We start from the raw sequence: 19,080 nt of genomic DNA on the forward strand, positions 1-19,080 counted from the left end.
CAATTTTTTTTAATTCCTTTTTTAAGATACGCAAGCGAATTTCAATTTACGACTCCTAAATGAACCCTATTTGGAGCTTTAGTTTTCTGCTTATATGCACATTGTTAAACCTGGTTTGAAAGAATAAGAATTAAGAAATCTTATCTGATGATTCCGCTTGTAAAATAAGGCTTTTTCAAGGAAGTGAAATTTTTATTTTAATGAATACCCACTACAATTCATTTTTAGCATTATTGGCGGAAAATTAATCACCACCACCTCCACATCCGCTACAACCGCTACAACCACTGCTACAACCCGAATCCCCATGAAAAGTGCATCCGGTACTGCAACCAGAATTATCCCCCCCATTATTCCTATCTCCTGTATAAAAACTGATTAAAACAATTACCAAAACAATGAGAAAAGGAATTACAATAGAAAAATTACCCTCAGCCCGAATAAATAATATTGGCGTAAATATCCCAATTACCAATAACTTAATAATCGTTTGGAGCTTTTTTGATGGCTTTTTTATGAACCAAAATTCATCTAAATTGATTCTTTTGAAGTTTATTTCCCGGAATCTACTTTGTTTATTCAACCAAATTAAATTCGGAGGATTATGCCTAAATTCAGATTTATAAATTTCAAATGTGGCGTCATAACAATCTGAAAATTTCAATCTTTCACGGTTGCCTCCTTTTGTGGGATTGTGGTGTATCGCTTTTCCAATAGTATGCATACAAAAATCTTCCCAATAAGATTTAGTATAGGTTAAATGTAAATGCCAAACCTGATCTACGGCATCAGAGGGGGTTATCTGTCTATCAGAAATACAGCACAAATAAATGAATTTCCGATATTCCAGAATAGCTTTTTTTGTAAAATCTAAACTCCAATTGTTTTCTCTGGCTAGCCTTTTTGAAAAACTGAATTCAGCATCCTTTTCATCAAACCTGAAATTTTTAATTTTTTCCCAAAGTAATTCGTCTTTCATTTTTTTGTTAATTGATTTTGCATCTAATTTTATAGGAAGGATGATTTAATCCTGTAGGTTCATAAAACTGATCTCCTATATATTTAAATCCTAATTTCTCCAATAGTTTTTCAGATCCTTTATTGTTTGGATGATGTCCTGCAAACAGTTCCTTAATGTTTAATTGGTTAAAGGCAAATTTAATTATTCTTTCTGCGGCTTCTTTCCCAAATCCCCTTCGCCAATGATTAGGAAGGATATGAAATCCCACCTCATAAATCCCATTTTTGATATCATAAGGCTTCAGTCCACAACAGCCAATGAACTGGTCATTTTCAAGTAGAAATATTGGGAAATACTGAAGACCAAATTTTTCCTGGTTATTTATTTCATATTTTAATTTTTCAAGTATTTGGGCCTTACTTAATTGCCCTCTTGAGTCTATAAGTTTTGTGACACTTAAATTTCCCCATAATTTTTGAGCAAAAGGAAATTTTTCCTCAGACCATTTTGAAAATCCTAATCTTTCGCTTTGTATAAAATAGTTGTTCAAATGATATATTCTTTGTTTTAGTTAAAGCCTTTTATTGCCTCACACCCGGGAAATCAGACATGAATTTAAAAATATTTCAGGACTTTGCATTAGCAGGATAAGATTCCGCTTTTTAATAACCAAAAACTTGTGGAAATCTGTGGGAGAGGCACTGGCGGGCTTTTTGGGTACCGATATTGATCACAAACTGAATTCAGTACTGATTGAATGTGCTAAAAAGTAATCATAAGTTACTTGTTAGGCTGCTACTCAGACACAATAGGTTGTGGATTATATACTTCTCTTAAGGCTTCTGAAAAGTGAAACCTTTCCCCTTTTTTATTTACGGTATTAATTATTGATATCTTTAGCTCCTGAAAATTCAGTCTACCGGCTCAGCCAAAAAGAATTTCCCTTTTTTAGGACTGGCTCTGCCAGTTTCCCATTTAAAACCATATTTTTCAGCCATTCTTTTCCAAAAGGCTACTAATATCCCATTAGGAACGATTCCCTTATTATTTCCTTCACTCAAATCACAAATTTCCTCGTACTCTATGTCGGTTAACTCGTATTCCTTATATATCAATGAAGAGGCTTCTTCTTTTTTCATAATCTTTTTCTTACTAATTGCACTGTAAATTTCCTTAAATTAATGCCCTAACGCAACAGTACACTAACATTAATTTTCACCATTTTAGTTTAGCCTAACTATATATTTCCCTCTGAAAGCTTTTTGATACAGTGTATTTTAAAAGCTTTCCTACTCCTTGAAACCGGAAAAATCATATTATAGTTTTGAATAATGTTGGTCTTATTATTCCAGGTAAATCCAAAAGCAGGAGTGCTCCCTCCTACTCTTCTAAACTCACCAGCCAACCTTGGGATGTTAAATATTCAATACACAGAAGAGAAAATCAAATTGTATTTGATCTGTTTCAAAAAATTAATAGAAAAAAACTCACTCCTTCCCTACTATCTTCTTTAATTCATCAATAACCTTTTGCAAATCTTTAATAGACTTGGTATCGGTAATTTTCATGGTTTTAAGAATATTAGTGGCTTTCTCCTTTTGTTTTTGGAATAGGATTTCATTTTTGGAAGAAACTGAAGTTTGCCTGGCTTTTCTGGGTTCAACCTTATTTAAAAAGATTTTGATATCTTCCGTCTTTTCTATCTTTAGTGGTGCCTTACCTTCATATTTCCCTACCTTCTGAAGAGCCGATTTATTTACCTTTGCTGCCCCTGCCAGAATTTCTCTTTTTAAACTCGGATTTACCCTTCCTACCTTTTCCAAACCTTTGGCAAAGTCTGCATCACTAAGGATAGTATTTTTACTTACACTGTATTCTTTGGCTAGCTTCTCATGGGTTTTTTCTTTTTTGGATTGGTCATTTTCAGTCAAGTCCCAAATTTTGGAACTTGATTTTCGGTTCCCTCCATGCTTTCCTTTTTCTCTTTCATACCTTAGTCCCCTCAAATAACTTCTTTGAGCATCCGTTAGGTTTCTTCTCCCCAATTGGTTAATGATCATCCAGTCTTTTACAGATTCAAAATCAGGATATTTCTCTTCATCTAATATGGTGACACCGTAATCAATTTCTTTTCCCTCAGCCTGAATTTTCTGGATAATATTGTACCTGTTATGGCCATCCACAAGGACGTGCCCTCTTTCATCCTTCCACAAAATCAGGTCTTCCCTTAAACCTTCTTCACGAATACTATCTTCCAGTAATTGTCTTTCCTCTTCACTTAAAGGCGGAATAAACGAGCGGAGTTCAGGATCGATTATGACTTCCTTTTTGCCAAACTTCCCTATCACTCCAGAGAATGCATTTAAGACCTTTTCTTTTTGGAGAGGCTCTGTTTGCTCATCCTCAAATTTATTCGCTATTTGCTTTAATTTTTTTAGCTTGGACATTCCTATTACGCTTTTATTCTACTAACCACTTCTTTTGCAAGATCCATATGATCTACAGCTCCATGACAATTTTTATCATAACTGAAAATATCCATTCTTGCAATGATAGATTCTTTTACCGTAGTATTCCTTCTTACATTGGAATTAAAAATCAGGTTATCATATGAACTTTTTAAAGCATCTATCACAAATTGATTGGCATTGGTTTTTTCATACATGGTAATTAAAAGCCCCAAACAAGATAGGGTAGGGTTCATTTTTTCATCTTCCCTTATTTCAGAAATAATGCTCTCCATGCTTTTCAATCCCTGAATTGAGTATTCATCCCCAGCCTGCACCGGAAATAAATACCAGTCACTTGTCATAAGGGCATTGGCTGTATATACCCCAAGTGAGGGAGGGCAATCAATAAGGATATAATCAAATTCCTTTTTAATATTTTTCAGCCCTTTATACAGCTTATAATTTCTGTTCATGGCACTATTCAGTTGGTTTTCGATCAAAGCCAATTGAAGATCCGAAGGTGTAGCAAAAAAGCCATCTGCAATTTCTATTACCGGCACAGGCTCATTTTCACCATAAACATTATAAATAGATTTTGATGGCTTTGTAATACCAATTCCCCTTGTCATATTTGCCTGGGGATCATTGTCAATAATCAATACTTTATTGCCCAGTAAAGACAATGCTTTCCCCAAATTAATCGTTGTAGTAGTCTTCCCAACGCCTCCTTTTAGATTTAAGATCGATATAATTTCAGCCATTATTTTCTTTAATTTATTTTGACTTTAAAATTAGAAAAATTTCTTTGTAATAAGATTTTATTCGGCAAAATTCAGCCCGGAGATTAATCGTATTCATCCCCTAAAAAACTAAAACTAAATTTGATTTTATTGGTGAGTAGCCTATTGATATTTTTTCTCCGATAAACTGTTTTACAAAAACAATTATTTTGGATTGTCTGAATCTGTGGATTTAATCTGCTTATTCTTTATCTTACCCTTTAATTTCTTGATATCCTCTTCCGGAGGGATATCCTCAGGTTTTATACCTGTATTTTCAATTAAATATTCTCTTATGGCCTTGCTGTTGCCTTTATGTTCATCTGAAATATCCAATTCTCCTTCCAACGCTTTTTTCAACATGTTGAAATCTGTGGTTTCCACAGCCAAGTCTTTCCCTTTCAACAAAAGCGTTCGCATATAATCATTAATATTATCTTCCTCACTTATACCATACTTCCCGTGAATATCTTTTCCATCAAATAAAGACTTGTCCCCCTCTTTTAAAATCCTTGAGACTCCTTCTTCATCTACTCCTCTCTGCTTTGCATTTTGAAAGAATTTTTCTTCAGATTCCTGCAACTTTCTTCTGGCTGCAAGGCGTTTATTTGTTTTCTCATCAATATGTTGTGCTCCAACATTTGCCAACCATATTTTAAAAGGTTCGGCTTTGGGGGAGGGGATAGATTGAATTATCCGAAAAAGGTTCTCCTTGGAGGCACAATCAGTCTTATAACTTTTTCCGTCTTTAGCCTGAACTTTTAGTTGTCCGCATAATTCGGACAACTGTACTCCGGAATTCTTTTTTTCCTTGCTTTTTAAATCACTCCAGTATTTTCTGGGTCTGGATGAATCTGTAAGTAGAGCAATGATATCGATCACAACAAAATACCATTGTTGTTCCTCTTCCACCCAAACTCTTCTTACTTCCTGATTTTCAAATAATAGAATCTCATTCATGATACATCCAAAAACTTTAAAGTAAATATTAATTCGAAAAATGAATTACATATTTCTTATTCCCGTACTTTCCCGGAACAATATCTATATTATTGACCAATCCTATTTCCACAGCCACTCTAAAAGCATTTTCAATAGTCTTTTTAATCCTGCTATAATGACTGTTCTTTTTATACCTATCCAAATTCATCACCTGAATAAGTGTATTGTAATAATACTCAATCTTTGAATTTTTAGAACAATGCTGGGCCTGGTACAAATGTTTTACAAATAATTCAATTGAAACATTAGGTCTCCCTTTTTGCGCTTTTCTTAATTTCTGATTGATATCAGCAGGAAGTAAAAAATAAGTATTTTGTTTCTTTTCAGATTTATAATCGAAGAAACAAGAATACACCTGAACTAAAAAAGTGGTTTCTTCCTTCTGATCCAAAAATTTATAAGCCTCAATAAACTGAACTAACCTTACAATTTTAAAACCTACTTTTTTTCTGTTGTCTTTCTCTCCGGTAACAGGCACCATAAATTCTTTATAGTGCAAGCTTGCCAAAGCATCTTTTACCTGTTCTCTGCTTTTTTTGTTATAAGTGGAAGAATTTATGCCCATTAATTTATAGAGCATTCCCAATTCAAACTCAAATTTTGCATGGTGATCATCTTCCTGATAATAAAGAAAGTTACTGGATTTGGCTAATTGAGCCATCCCAACCACAGCAGTTAGTGCCCTTAATTCATAGCCTGTTAACTCGCTTGTAACTTTGGTTTTAAGCTCTTCATTTTTAAGCTTATCCTTAAAATAATCAGGAAGTTCAATAGAATATTTGTCTTCTCCTTTTTTATGAAGCGATAATACCCTGTCAATGGACCTGTTAATTTCTTTGATATGTTCAGTATCCGATTCAAACAATTTCAATTGGAAATCATCGAACTGTTTCCGAGACTCCACCTTTAGAAGCCTGGTTGGATAATTTATTTTTTCTATCATTATCAATCCATTTACTAAGTTTGAATGATCCAAATATATGTGAATAAAATAAGCTTTTGGCTTATTCACCAGTACCTTATGGCTTATAAGTATGCTCTCATAAGGCTCTAATCCCAGTACCTTATGGCTTATCAGGCAGTACCTTTTGGCTTATTTACCAGTACCTTGTGGATTAATTAACAGTACCTTGTGGATTATTTACCAGTACCTTATGGATTATTTATTAAAGCGCAATGTGCTTATTATCAACCACTTATGTAAAATATTACTTTGCATTAAAATAATTGCCAGTACCTTATGGCTTTAAAAATAAGTATTATGGCATAAACTACCAGTACCTTATGGCTTATTTTATATTTTCCCTTATTTTTATATTTCCCAGTACCTTATGGCTTATTAGACAGTACCTTTTGGCTTAGTTGCCAGTATCTTTTGGATTATCAGGCAGTACCTTATGGATTATATCCCAGTACCTTATGGATTACTCCAACAGTACCTTTTGGCTTGCTTTACCAGTACCATAAGGCTTATTTACCAGTATCTTATGGCTCTAATACCAGTACCATTTGGCTTTTCTACCAGTACCTTATGGATGGTTTACCAGTTCCTTTTGGCTTATGTGTTTTCATAAATAACTGATAATCAGGATTTAGTGTGCTTTGTTACATGTATATAATATATATAAATTATAGAACTAATATAATTTATAGACGAGACCTGATTTTTTTGATAAAATCAGCCTCTAAAAATAGTAAAATTGAAATAAAGATTCTTAGAGAGACTATTAAGTTCTAAGTAATGGCTGTTTTTATGGACTTTGCTCAGAACAAGGTAAAATAACAAATTGGGTCAAAGGGGGATAGGTGTTAGAAATGATTCCTAGGAGTTTTAAGGCGAGTCTATACTGGTGGAGCACTGATCTGAATTTACTAAACCAAAGCAGTTTTATGCAAAAAATTACTAATATGTGAAAAATACTATGCTTTTGGATTTTCATCCTAAGGCCTCAATTTTGGTTAGAGTTTTTTTGAGGAAATTTGAATGGATACCAGGTTAAGTTGAAAATTATAAAAAAACGAGTATCCAAAAATTATTTTTTAGCTTTGGTTTATGGAAAAATCTCAGGAAAATAAACGGTTCATATCAATGCTTTCCGATTATGGTTTTAAAAAAACATTCGGAAATGAGGAGCATACCCGGTTTCTGAGAAAAGCTTTGCAGGCCTTAATTGTTTCTGATGTTCCCATCCTTTCAGTGGAGTTTACCAAAAATGAAGTAAGTGGAACCACAAAGGAAGGCCGAGGAGGTTTGTTTGATTTGACTTGTGAAGATGAAAAAGGAAGGGTATTTATTGTAGAAATGCAATTGTTTGATTTTAAGCACTTTATCCATCGTGCCAAATTTTATGCTTTCCACAAATTCAATACTATGGTGCATAAAGGGCGATATCGATTTAATGATTTAAGACAAATTTATTCGATTTCCTTCCTGGCTGGGTCAGCGTTTGAGACATCTCTTTATCATCAGAAAGGCACAATAAAAAATCAAAAAGGCGAACGAATTGATGATCAAATTACTTATATTATCGTTGAACTGGATAAGTTCAAAAAAATGTTACCTGAAGTGAAGACAGATTTAGATAAATTGTTATATACCATGAAATTAACAGATACAGCCACTCCAGAAGTAAAACTGCCAGATTTCTGGGCGGAGAACTGGCTTGATGAAGCTTTGAAGGAACTGGACAAAGCCAATTTGACTCCTGAACAGCGAAGTCAATATGAAATGGTAATTGCAGGGAATATGAGTGAAAAAGTAGCGATGGAGTTGAAAATAGAGGAAGAAGTGAAAGAAAAAGCAATAATTAATGCTTTAAAAATGAAGACATTTGATGAGAAGCAAATTGCATCCATATTTGAAGTGTCCATAGAAAAAGTAGAAAGATTGGCAGAAAAAGTCTCAAAGGGAGAAGTTTAGGAGAAAATGCCATGCCTGTTCAGCGATAAATAATCCACCTCCTCTGGGAGGTTTTATTAAATTTCTTTCCAAAAAATCAGAAGCTGTACTTCCCTTCCTTTTTTTTAAATCAGCATTGAAAGCCAGTTTGTTACAATAACATATTTCAGAGTAAGTGATTTTCAAATGCTTTTTTGTTCGGGGTTAAAAAAACGGATCTTTAACCTAAAACGAATTTTATTTTTCGATCCTCAGCGTGATTGGATATTTTTTGAAAATGGATAGGGGAGAGGTAGAGAGGAATTGATTCAATATGTTTTGAAATTGAAATAAAAAGAAAGCACTCAGAAAGGATCTGGGTGCTTATTTCATTTATTGAATGTCAGAATTTTTAAATTATATTTAAGAGGCCAAAGTCTTTTTTAAATCGTTTACTTTCTCAGCACAGACCTGCTCCATAACTTGTTGAAGTTGTGTTTTTAAAAGGGAAATAGCATGGTGTCCTCCTTTATTTCCCAGTGCTGCCACACTATACATAAAAGTACGTCCAAGAAAAGTAAAATCAGCCCCACTGGCTAAAGTTCTGGCAATGTCAGGCCCAGTCCTGATCCCACTATCCATCATTACTTTGATCTGATTGCCATATTTAGAGGCTATATTTTTAAGAGGCTTGATGGTGGATTCACCTGCATCCAATTGCCTTCCTCCATGATTGGAAACAATAATACCATCTAACCCTAATTTAATGGCTTTTTCGGTATCTTCTTCACTGGCTACCCCCTTCAACACAATTTTTCCTTTCCACATTTCTCTTATTGGGGCTATCTTTTTTTCGTTTAACCGACCGGAAAAGGTCTGATTCATGAAAAGCCCCAGTTGTTTGAGGTCCAGTCCTTTAGGCATATAAGGTTTTAAGGTTTCAAATGCAGGTTGGCCATTCAGTAGGGTTCGCAAAGCCCAGTCTGGCTTTCCCATAATTTGGAGAATATTGGATATTGACATTTTTGGAGGCATGGCCAGCCCATTTCTAATGTCTCTTGGTCGAAATCCGAAGGTAGGTACATCACATAATAATACCAATACTGGGCATTCTGCTACTTCCGCTCTTTTGATAATGCTATCCCTCAGGGAATTTTCAGCAGGGTGGTACAGTTGAAACCAGGCTTTGCCCTCAGTAATTTCACTTGCCTTTTCAATACTCATGGTAGTTACTGTACTGAGAATGAAAGGAATATTAAAATCAAAAGCAGCTTTAGCCAAAATTTCAGGTGCTTTTGGCCACATGAGCCCCTGGAGACCAACCGGAGCAATACCAAATGGTGCATCATAGGTGTGTCCAAATAATTCAGTTTTCATTTCCGAATGTGTATGTTTGGAAAGGTATTGAGGAACCAATTGTACTTCCCTTAACTCTGTGGTGTTTCTGTGTAGATTTACATCCTCATTACATCCTCCATCCAAATATTCAAAAGCAAATCTTGGTATTTTCTTTTTAGCCTTATTTCTCAAGTCATCTATCCCCGGGTAATGACTATTATAAGTTTTTTTACTCATTTTCCCTTTTAAAATTTAAAGCCCATTTTCATATTAATAAACCTTTTAATTATGCCTAAGCAATTAATTTAAAGCTTTTTAAGCATTTACTACAATCTTTTCTTTTTCCGAAATACAAATATACACCTCACATTTTAGGACCGTACAGTGTTTAGGTTTTTTCCAGGTGCACAGGTGTGTCTTGTATTGTAATATTGTTCTTCTGGGTTAAGGGTGATAGGGCCGAATTATCATATATTCCTTCTCATTTAAATAGGCAAAGTATAAAAAGACAATTTTAAATATCCTTAAGAAGCATTCTTTTTTGGTATTCTCCTGGAGCCATTCCCATTTTCTTTTTAAATATCCTTGAAAAATACTGTGGAGTTTCAAAACCAAGTTTAATTGCAACCTCCTTAATACTTAAATTCCCTTCATTGAGTAAATTACAAGCAAAAGCAATTTTGTGTTGCATAAGAAATTGGCCTGGAGCAAGTCCTGTATAATCCTTAAATAATTTTCTGAATTTTGAATAACTGATGTTTAATTCGGCTGCTATTTCCTCCATTTTTATGGTCCAAATATTTTCCATCATCATTGATTTGGCCATTTGGATGATTTTGTCCACATTTTTTTCTTTGAACACTGCTCTTCGCTGTATGGCATGAATCCAACCCATTAGTTTTAAAACTTCTCCTGCCAATACCTGTTGATAACCAGAAAACTGGAAGTGGCTGGTTTCCATTATATCCAGAAAAACTCCGACAATTTTCTCCTGGTAGCCAATTGCCCTTACAGGAGATGCAGGAGTCAGGTTTAATTTAGGTATCAGGTCTAAACAAAATTTTCCATCAAACCCAACCCAGTAGGTTAGCCAATCGGTATTGGGAATTGGTTTATAACGGTGCCAGCAGTCTGGATAAATTAAAATAATACTACCTTGTACTAAAGGAATTGATCCGCTTTCCTTACTTTCAAAAATGCCCTCACCTTTAATCAGATAAATGAGCTGATATTCATGAAGAATTCTGCCTCTTTCCCAATTGAATAAATATTTTTCAGGATGATTTAGTGAAGGATATTGTCCACCAGCAGGGATCCTGGAAATGCCACAATCAAATAGATGCAGGCCCCAGGTCTGATCTTTTTCACTAATTGCAAAGTAATTACTGACTGAATTCATAAAATATCAAAAAGTGCAATTAAATTGTCAAAAACCGTAATTCATAGAACTATACTAATGATTAAATTTGATTTATGATAGTATTGGAAAAAAATATTAAATCAAAAAGTATTCATACTTATACGGTTAAGCGTATCAAACCACTTAATGCCAGGGTGGGAATTCTCGGAGTTGGCCATCACACCTATTGGGGCCAGTTCGAAGGATTGTTGGAAGATATTTTAAAAAAAATGGATTTCTTTGAAGAGAAGGTGAATACCTGCCAGGTAGAAACAGTGAACCTGGGTATTTCCGATTGTGCAGAAAAAGCTTATGCCCTCATCCCAAAAATAAAAGCGGCAAATCTGGATCTCCTGTTTATTGATATGGTAACTTATGCCACCTCCAGTTCCATAGCTGCGATATTCAGGGAAATTGAAATTCCTATGGTAATGGTTGCACTACAACCGCTCAAAGCAATGGATTATGAAAAGGCATCCACTTATATGCAATTGATGAATGATGATATTTGTGCCATTCCGGAATTTGCCAATGTGGCCCTAAGATTTGGAAAAGCTGTTCCTCCAATCATCATCGGAACATTGCATGATGACCCGGAGGCAGAAAAACAGATAAAAGAATATTGCCAGATTGCTAAAGTGCTGCATAGTTTGAAAACTGCCAGAATTGGACAGATGGGCCATGTCCTGGAAGCCATGTTGGACATGCATACAGATTCTACCCTATTAAGTGCCGCTTTTGGCTGCCATATTGTACAAACCGAACCTGATGATATTCTAGCACATTATCAAAATGCTGCTGAGGAGGAAGTCATTGCGTATGAAACACAAATTTCAAAATTTTTTGAAGCCCCCGACCCTAAATCTGATCCTATTACTGAAAAACTAAATGCTGAAGATTTAAGAACTGCAGCAAGGGTAGGAGTGGCATTGAATTATTTCATAAAGGGAAAAAAACTGGATGGCCTTGCTTATTATTATGAAGGAAAGGAATTTTCAGAAATTAGAAAAGTAATCACCAATTTTATTGTTGGAAATTCCCTGTTAACCGGAGGAGGCTTTCCCATGTGTGGAGAAATGGATTTGAAAACCTGTGTTGCTATGATGATTATGGACCGGCTGGAAATGGGAGGAAGTTTTGCAGAGTTTCATCCTGTTGACTTTAAAGAAGGGTTTGTTTTGGTAGGACATGATGGGCCTCACCACATCAACATTGCTCAGGGAAAACCTGTAATCAGAAGTTTAAAGAAATACCATGGAAAACCCGGCTCTGGCGCAAGTGTGGAATTCAAAATTAAAGAAGGGCCTATTACCATGCTGGGCATTTCACAAAAAGCTGATGGCAAATTCAAATTTATTATCGCTGAAGGAGAATCAAAAGAAGGACCTATTCCGCCCACAGGTAATACCAATACAAGAGGATTTTTTGCTCCGGATGTCAGGACTTTTTTAACCAGATGGTTTAAGGAAGCCCCTACACATCATTTTGCGCTTGGAATTGGTCATCGGGCAGAAACAATACGTCAGATCGGAGAATTTTTGGGAATAGAAACTGTAATCATTCCGAAAATATGACCACGGCTTATGTTTCGGTTGTAATCATTTTATATTTTGCAATGCTTTATGTTATTGCCCGCCTTTCTTCCCGAAAGGCCAATGCAGCCACCTTTTTTATTGCCAACAGAAATGCTCCCTGGCCTTTGGTTGCCTATGGCATGATAGGAGTATCCATTTCAGGTATCACTTTTATTTCGGTTCCGGGGCAAGTGGTGGATAATCAGTTTTCCTATTTCCAGATGGTGATGGGGTATACGGGAGGATTGATTGTAGTAGCAGTGGTCCTGCTTCCTGTTTTTTATCGAATAAAAGCGATCTCCATTTATGCTTATCTCAGGGAAAGATTTGGAAAAGAGGCACATTTGACCGGGACCGTTTTCTTTTTGATTGCCCAAACGCTTACAGCTTCATTCAAATTATTCCTGATGGCTCATGTATTACAGGTTGTGCTTTTTGGACCTTTAGGAATGCCTTTCTGGATCACCGTTGCGGTAACACTGCTGTTAATCTGGGTTTATACATACAAAGGGGGAATTAAAACAGTAATTTTTACGGATATACTTCAAACCACCTTCTTATTGGCCAGTGTGTTGGTGAGTGTTTGGGCAATAAGTCAGCATCTGGATTTATCAGTTACAGAATTGTACTCCAAAATACAGGAAAGGGACATGGGTAAAACCTTTTTTTGGAGTTGGGATAGTCCTCATAATTTCTTCAAACTTTTTTTAACAGGCTTGTTGATGACTGTAATGACTAATGGGTTGGACCAGTCTGTGATGCAAAAACACCTTACCTGTAAAAATATCCGGGATGCTCAAAAAAATCTGTTTGTACTTGCCGGTATCATCTTGATTGTCAATGCCTTTTTCCTTTATTTGGGTGGATTACTTTATTATTTTGGGGACAGTATGGGAATTGATTTGCCCGAAAAAACGGATAGTATTTATCCTATGCTGGCAATTTACCATTTGGGGCCAGTGGTAGGTACATTATTTATATTAGGTATTGCCGCTGCGGCCTATTCTTCAGCTGATTCCTCTCTTACAGGATTAACCACTTCTTTTTGTGTTGATATTCTTGGTTTTTCTGAAAAAGATGAACATCAGGTAAAAAAGAGAAATAGCATTCACTTTGGGTTTACACTATTAATTTTTCTGATTATTTTAATATTTAATAAAATCAATAATGACAGTGTACTGGCAGCCTTTATCCAGACTACTGGATATGTCTATGGTCCTCTGGTAGGTTTATTTGCTTTTGGTTTATTTACCCAAAAAGAGGTTAATGGCAGATGGATACCTTTTTTGTGTATTGCATCACCTGTTTTATCCAAAACACTGGATTATGTTTTACCTAAAATTTTTGATGGTTATCAATTGGGGTATGCTGTTATGGTGGTAAATAGTTTAATTACCTTCTTTGGACTAATAGTGCTTTCAAAAACTGCCAAAAATAAACTTTAGTAAATATGAAAAAGAGACAAACAACTTATCGGTTAGGGCTACTTACAATAATCCTTTTCTTTGCATTTCAGGCAACTGCTCAATCAAATTTGGAACAATTGTTTGTAAATCCCCCAGATTATGCAAAGCCCAGAGGATACTGGATTTGGGGTCATGGGAATTATGATTATTCCACTATTAAAAGGGAATTAAAAGCCTTTAAGGAAATGGGACTGGGAGGTGTAGACATTTTTGATATGGGAATTGCTGATCCTTATGATATCATTCCTGACGGCAACCCATTTCTGGGAGAGAAAATGCTGGATGGAATTGCATTTGCACTGCAGGAGGCCAATAAATTGGACTTGAAAATGGGCTTTTCAGTTTCAAATGGCTGGAATGCAGGAGGTGACTGGACTGCTCCAGATGAAATGCTTATGCAGTTGCTTTTCTGGCAGGATACCCTGAAAGGACCTGTAAAAATAGAAGAAGTTGGTTTTCCGGAACTACCTAAAATATTTAAAAAACCTTATGGTACTTTTGAGCTATTTCCCCAACTTAATGATGAGGGTTTTCCAGAATTCTATGAAGATGTCAGTTTGTTGGCCTACCCGCTTTCAGCAGATAATAAAATAGCTGATACCGAAAAAGTGCTCTTTTTTAATGTGGATGACTTGAAAGGGAATAAAATTAAGCTGGATTTACCTGAAGGAAATTGGGTATTAACCAGGGCTGTGGTAAGCCCGTTGGGGCAGAAAATGTGGATGCGAAGTAGTAACTCCAACGGGTTTATTATGGATCATTATTCCAAAAAAGCGACAAAAAACCATTTTGAACATATTGTAGGCAAACTGGAAGAAAGACTAGGGGATTTAGGAGAAAGTAGTTTGGAGCGTCTGTATTTATGCAGTTTTGAAGCGGAGGATTATATCATCTGGAGCCCGGAATTAAAGGAAGAGTTTTTTGCACAGCATGGATATGAACCGGATGTTTATATGCCTGTTTTTACCGGACAAAAAGTACTGGATGAAAATACTACCAAGCGATTTCTCCACGATTACAGGTCTACAGTTTCAGAAATGTTTGTCAATTATCATTATAGGCAAGCCAGTCAAATTTGCAGGGACCATGGATTGTTGCTGGCATCTGAATCCGGAGGTCCCGGCCCTCCATTGCATTATGTGCCAACGGAAGACTTAAAAGCTCTTGGAGCGGTTGATATTATGCGGGGAGAATTCTGGAATATGCCACAGCGGTGGAAAGATAAAAAAGGCCGGGATTTATTGCAGGTGGTGAAAAACATAGCTAGTGCCGCACATATATATGGACATAAAGTAGTGGAAATGGAATCTTTTACCAGCCAGACTAAACACTGGCAGGAAGCCCCTTACGACCTGAAAAAAATTGCTGATCAGGCTTTTTGCCAGGGCATGACCAGAGTGATTTACCATACCATGCCCCACAGCCCTCCTGAAGCTGGTGTGCCAGGATGGAGTTACCAGGCTGGAACACATATTCATCCAAAGATGACCTGGTGGGATATGTCGAAGCCATTTCACACCTACCTGGCCAGATGTAGTGCCTTGTTGATGCAGGGAAATTTTGTGGCTGATGTAGCTTTTTATTATGGCAGTGATATTCCGAATTTTGCCATTGGTTCCAAATATCCCAGAGAAGGATTAGGAGAAGGCTATGATTATGATGACCTGAATACCGAAATTTTATTGCAAACCGAAAAAGTTGAAAATGGGAAAATCATACTTCCTTCGGGTATGCAATACCATGTTTTAGTGCTTCCGGATAGTGCTGTAATGGAATTAAGAGTCTTAAAAAAAGTGGAAGAATTGCTACAGAAGGGAGCCACTATTATAGGGCCAAAGCCTAAGTTTGTTTATGGCTTAAATCAGTTTGAAGCGCAGGAAGTGGAATTAAAGAAAATTGCCGATAATATTTGGGGGAAATCATCAGCTAAGCGAAAAAGAAAAAAAAACTATGGGAAAGGTACTATTATTACCGGTTATACAGCAAGGGAAATCCTTGAAGAAAAGGGGATTTTTCAGGATTTCAACTATAAGGTAGCCTCAAATCAATCTGCTCCGCTGATTGATTATATCCATAGATCTACAGGAGAAGAGGAAATTTATTTTATCCGAAATATGGACACCTTAGCACTTATAGCCAATTTAAATTTTAGAATTCCCCAAAATATGAAACCAGCCATTTGGGATCCGGTTTCTGGTGAAATTTCCCAGCCTGCTATTTTCCGTTTTCATGAAAAAGGATTGGAAATGCCATTAAAACTGGAAGGTTTACAATCCTATTTTATTGTTTTTTCCAAAACAAATGAAAGTTTGTCCTTTATCAATAAAATCACAAAAAATGGAGAGATTCTATTTCCGGCTGAAACAATGGAGGATTTCGACTTCAGTGCGAAATTTCAGGAGAATCAAGCCATTGTTTTTCAAACCTCATTGCCCGGAGAATACGAACTGATACGTAATAATGGGGCTGTAGAAAAAGAGAATTTTTCCACAGCTCCCCAGATTAAAATACTGGAAAATTCCTGGCAGGTACATTTTCCTTATGGATGGGGTTTTGACCCTGTTCAACAATTTGATGAACTCATGGACTGGACTGCTCACCCTAATTCTGCATTAAAAATATTTAGTGGAAAAGCTTCCTATAAAACCTCTTTTGAAGTAGAGGATGAATTTTTAGAATTAAAAAGTAACTACTTTCTGGATTTGGGAGAACTAGGGGATGTGGCCACTGTATATCTTAATGGGAAAGAGGTTGGCACGAGTATTTTTCCTCCACATCAGTTAAATATCGATGGCATTATAAAATCAGGATTAAATTACCTGGAAGTAGAGGTAGCCAATACCTGGCTAAACCAACTGATAGGGGAAAGTAAAAAACCACTTGATGAGCAAAGGACAAGAAGCAATTTAGGGAATACAAATGGAGAAAGACCCTGGTCGAATTACTCTCCAAAGCGTTCTGGGTTATTGGGTCCTGTCAGGATTATTTCCCGACCATTCATGGAATTTCCCAGGGAATAATCACAGAAAATCCATATAATTTCTTTAATTATATTGCTAACTTTAAGATCGGGATAAATACAAGCAGGTTTTATCATTTGTGTTTATAATTTGATAAAATCCACAAAGACCAGCAAGAAAACATTCTCCTCTAATTTTCTTCAAAAACTGAAATGAAATATGAAAATTTATCATCTTCTATTTGCTATTACAATTAGCTTTTCTTGTGTGGGTCAATCTACTTCGCAAAAACTTTCGGGGGTTTATCAGTGGAATCAAAAGGCTGTAAAAAAAAGTGATGGACAAGAAATCAAAACTTTTATAAAAGGCCCTTCTACCCATTTTGAAATGTTGGATCTTCATGCTGTAACGCTGGGTTCTGGGGGCAAACTTACTCATGAAAGCAATCATGAGGATATGGAAGAAGTGATCATTGTAAAGGAAGGATTACTTCAGGTAACTATTGATGGGAAACAAAATACTTTAGGTCCGCAGGGAGTAGTCCAGTTACTGCCTGGAAAAGACCATACCTTCGAAAATGTAGGGGAAGAAAACCTGGCTTTTTATGTGATGCAATACAAATCCAGAAAGCCTGTAGATATGGAGCGTGGTGTTTCAAATGGAGGATCATGGGTGTACAATGCAGATTCTTTGATATTCAAAAGAAGCATTAAAGGTGGAGGCCGGGCATATTTTGACCATTCTACTGCTATGTGTGAAAGGTTTGAGATGCATGTTACCCAATTGAGTGCAAAAGGGCCTAGTCATGCACCCCACAAACACGATGAAACTGAAATCATTTTAATGATATCCGGAAAAACTGATATTCTTATTGATGGAAAGAAATATAAAGCGAAAGCAGGGGATTTCTACTTTATGGATTCAGGATTGATGCATGGTGTGAGTAACATTCAAGATGAACCATGTACCTATTTTGCCTTTAAGTGGAAATGATAAAATTATCAGTTTAATTTTTATAACAACTAGCTCTTCATGATAAACATAGCCTTAGTCCCAGGGGACTTTCCTTATCAAATAATAATAGAAAAACGAAATCAAAGGTTCATTTATCACAGTTTTTACGGTTATTGTTTCCATTGTTTTTTGGTGTTTATTTAGGTGAGATTCCATAAATGGGCGTTTTCAGCCTAATAGTTACAATTTAAACATGCTCAAATTAATCATAGAAATTCATTGATCTTGCTACATTTTTACTGGCAAATTGATAAATAATGGTTTCATGGTCATCAGCTTAAATTTTTCAGAACACCGTCAAGATTGTCGTAAGCCATCGAGAGGCCCTCTTTCATCCCCATCTGAATAACCTGCTGCAGATGTTCTTCTGACGCGTATTTGGTCGTTACAATTACTGTGGTATTAGCAGCTTCATCTAAAAATTGATTGTCAAATTGTGCTACAGGCAAGCTGTTATTCACAATGCCTTCCTTATCGCAAAAGGCATCTTCTCCAGTGAAGGAATGACCTGTTTGAATTTGGTTGTAGGTAGTCAAGCCCCAATGCTCTTCTCCTTCAGGTCCAACCATGGCATACAGGCGCTGGCCTCCTGTTTTGAAATTCATGCTTTTAGTCTGAGACTTCCAGGGTTTCGGGGCCCACCATTGATCAAGCAGGTCTGCTTCTGTCCAGGCTCTCCAAACCAGGTTCACGGGTGCTTGAAATGTTCGGGTTACGGTAAGCACATTTTTGTTCGCAGTAAATTTGGTGTTTTTCATTTCAGTTAATTTTTATATTTATTGAGTTTTTCTTTGGCCCAGAATCACCTTTGAAGGTCTAATCATTTTTTTCATATGGAGGAAGTTTTCAGTGATGACTTGGGTATTCATTTTTATTGCAATTAAGGTCATTGATCTATTCTATTTTTCCTTTGATTTGAGTTCTTCCAATAGATTATCTAATTTTTTGAACCGAGCTTCCCACAGCTCCTTGAATGGCTCCAGCCAGTTTGAAATTTCAGATAGTTTATTTAGCTCCAGGCTACAATAGCGTTCCCTTCCCTGTTTCTCAATAACAATCACTCCACATTCTTTTAGGTATTTTACATGCAATGATACCGCCTGACGAGTCATGTCAAATTGTTTTGCAAGGGCATTGACATTTCTCGATTCTTTGGTCAATGACATTAAAATATCTCTTCGGGTAGGATCTGCAATAGCTTGAAATACGTCTCTTCTCATTCCTTTTGATTTAATACGCAAGTAATTGCTTGCTAATAT

Annotated in this window: 16 protein-coding genes; 5 read left to right on the forward strand and 11 right to left on the reverse strand. The window is 36.1% G+C overall.

Annotated elements, in window-relative coordinates; translation table 11 throughout:
• Positions 1-244: 244 nt before the first annotated feature.
• From A3EM_RS48060 to A3EM_RS0125925, 7 genes are all read right to left on the reverse strand, one after another.
• Positions 245-979 carry a glycine-rich domain-containing protein gene (locus tag A3EM_RS48060; protein WP_020531156.1) on the reverse strand — a complete coding sequence of 245 codons (735 nt, stop codon included), beginning with the start codon at positions 977-979 and terminating at the stop codon, positions 245-247.
• A gap of 7 nt (positions 980-986) precedes the next feature.
• Positions 987-1,511: a GNAT family N-acetyltransferase gene (locus A3EM_RS0125890; RefSeq protein WP_020531157.1), complete on the reverse strand. Its 525-nt coding sequence runs from the start codon at positions 1,509-1,511 to the stop codon at positions 987-989.
• Positions 1,512-1,872: 361 nt separating this feature from the next.
• Positions 1,873-2,100, reverse strand: a complete 228-nt coding sequence (locus tag A3EM_RS0125900) for a hypothetical protein (protein ID WP_020531159.1) — start codon at positions 2,098-2,100, stop codon at positions 1,873-1,875.
• Between the two features lie 348 nt (positions 2,101-2,448).
• On the reverse strand, positions 2,449-3,408 hold the full coding sequence (locus A3EM_RS46290; RefSeq protein WP_020531161.1) for a ParB/Srx family N-terminal domain-containing protein: 960 nt from the start codon (positions 3,406-3,408) through the stop codon (positions 2,449-2,451).
• Positions 3,409-3,413: 5 nt separating this feature from the next.
• Positions 3,414-4,172, reverse strand: coding sequence for a ParA family protein (locus A3EM_RS0125915; protein WP_020531162.1), 759 nt, complete (start codon positions 4,170-4,172; stop codon positions 3,414-3,416).
• Positions 4,173-4,355: 183 nt separating this feature from the next.
• Entirely contained in the window at positions 4,356-5,150 is a 795-nt protein-coding gene (locus A3EM_RS46295; protein WP_020531163.1) for a BRO family protein, read from the reverse strand.
• Between the two features lie 28 nt (positions 5,151-5,178).
• Entirely contained in the window at positions 5,179-6,135 is a 957-nt protein-coding gene (locus A3EM_RS0125925; protein WP_020531164.1) for a hypothetical protein, read from the reverse strand.
• Positions 6,136-7,245: 1,110 nt separating this feature from the next.
• Here A3EM_RS0125925 and A3EM_RS0125935 point away from each other — a divergent pair.
• On the forward strand, positions 7,246-8,112 hold the full coding sequence (locus A3EM_RS0125935) for an Rpn family recombination-promoting nuclease/putative transposase (protein ID WP_020531166.1): 867 nt from the start codon (positions 7,246-7,248) through the stop codon (positions 8,110-8,112).
• Positions 8,113-8,493: 381 nt separating this feature from the next.
• On the opposite strand, the gene A3EM_RS0125945 is transcribed toward A3EM_RS0125935, so the two are convergent.
• Together A3EM_RS0125945 and A3EM_RS0125950 are read right to left on the reverse strand one after the other, a co-directional pair.
• Positions 8,494-9,645, reverse strand: a complete 1,152-nt coding sequence (locus A3EM_RS0125945; protein ID WP_020531168.1) for an alpha-hydroxy acid oxidase — start codon at positions 9,643-9,645, stop codon at positions 8,494-8,496.
• Positions 9,646-9,922: 277 nt separating this feature from the next.
• A complete protein-coding gene (locus A3EM_RS0125950) occupies positions 9,923-10,807 on the reverse strand; it encodes an AraC family transcriptional regulator (protein ID WP_020531169.1) in 885 nt (294 codons plus the stop codon).
• 74 nt (positions 10,808-10,881) lie between these two features.
• Between A3EM_RS0125950 and A3EM_RS0125955 the strand changes: the two genes are divergently transcribed.
• From A3EM_RS0125955 to A3EM_RS43730, 4 genes are all read left to right on the forward strand, one after another.
• The gene (locus A3EM_RS0125955; RefSeq protein ID WP_020531170.1) at positions 10,882-12,381 is read left to right on the forward strand and encodes an L-fucose/L-arabinose isomerase family protein; all 1,500 of its coding nucleotides are present in this window, start codon (positions 10,882-10,884) and stop codon (positions 12,379-12,381) included.
• Positions 12,378-13,826 carry a sodium:solute symporter gene (locus A3EM_RS0125960; RefSeq protein WP_020531171.1) on the forward strand — a complete coding sequence of 483 codons (1,449 nt, stop codon included), beginning with the start codon at positions 12,378-12,380 and terminating at the stop codon, positions 13,824-13,826. The genes A3EM_RS0125955 and A3EM_RS0125960 overlap by 4 nt, the downstream gene beginning before the upstream one ends.
• Before the next feature lie 5 nt (positions 13,827-13,831).
• The gene (locus tag A3EM_RS43725; protein ID WP_020531172.1) at positions 13,832-16,867 is read left to right on the forward strand and encodes a glycosyl hydrolase; all 3,036 of its coding nucleotides are present in this window, start codon (positions 13,832-13,834) and stop codon (positions 16,865-16,867) included.
• Positions 16,868-17,026: 159 nt separating this feature from the next.
• Entirely contained in the window at positions 17,027-17,800 is a 774-nt protein-coding gene (locus tag A3EM_RS43730; RefSeq protein ID WP_020531173.1) for a cupin domain-containing protein, read from the forward strand.
• A gap of 293 nt (positions 17,801-18,093) precedes the next feature.
• On the opposite strand, the gene A3EM_RS0125975 is transcribed toward A3EM_RS43730, so the two are convergent.
• Entirely contained in the window at positions 18,094-18,579 is a 486-nt protein-coding gene (locus tag A3EM_RS0125975; RefSeq protein WP_020531174.1) for an SRPBCC family protein, read from the reverse strand.
• 141 nt (positions 18,580-18,720) lie between these two features.
• Entirely contained in the window at positions 18,721-19,041 is a 321-nt protein-coding gene (locus A3EM_RS0125980; protein WP_020531175.1) for an ArsR/SmtB family transcription factor, read from the reverse strand.
• Positions 19,042-19,080: the final 39 nt, after the last annotated feature.

Origin of the sequence: Flexithrix dorotheae DSM 6795 (genome assembly GCF_000379765.1) — a bacterium.
Lineage (GTDB): Bacteria > Bacteroidota > Bacteroidia > Cytophagales > Flammeovirgaceae > Flexithrix > Flexithrix dorotheae.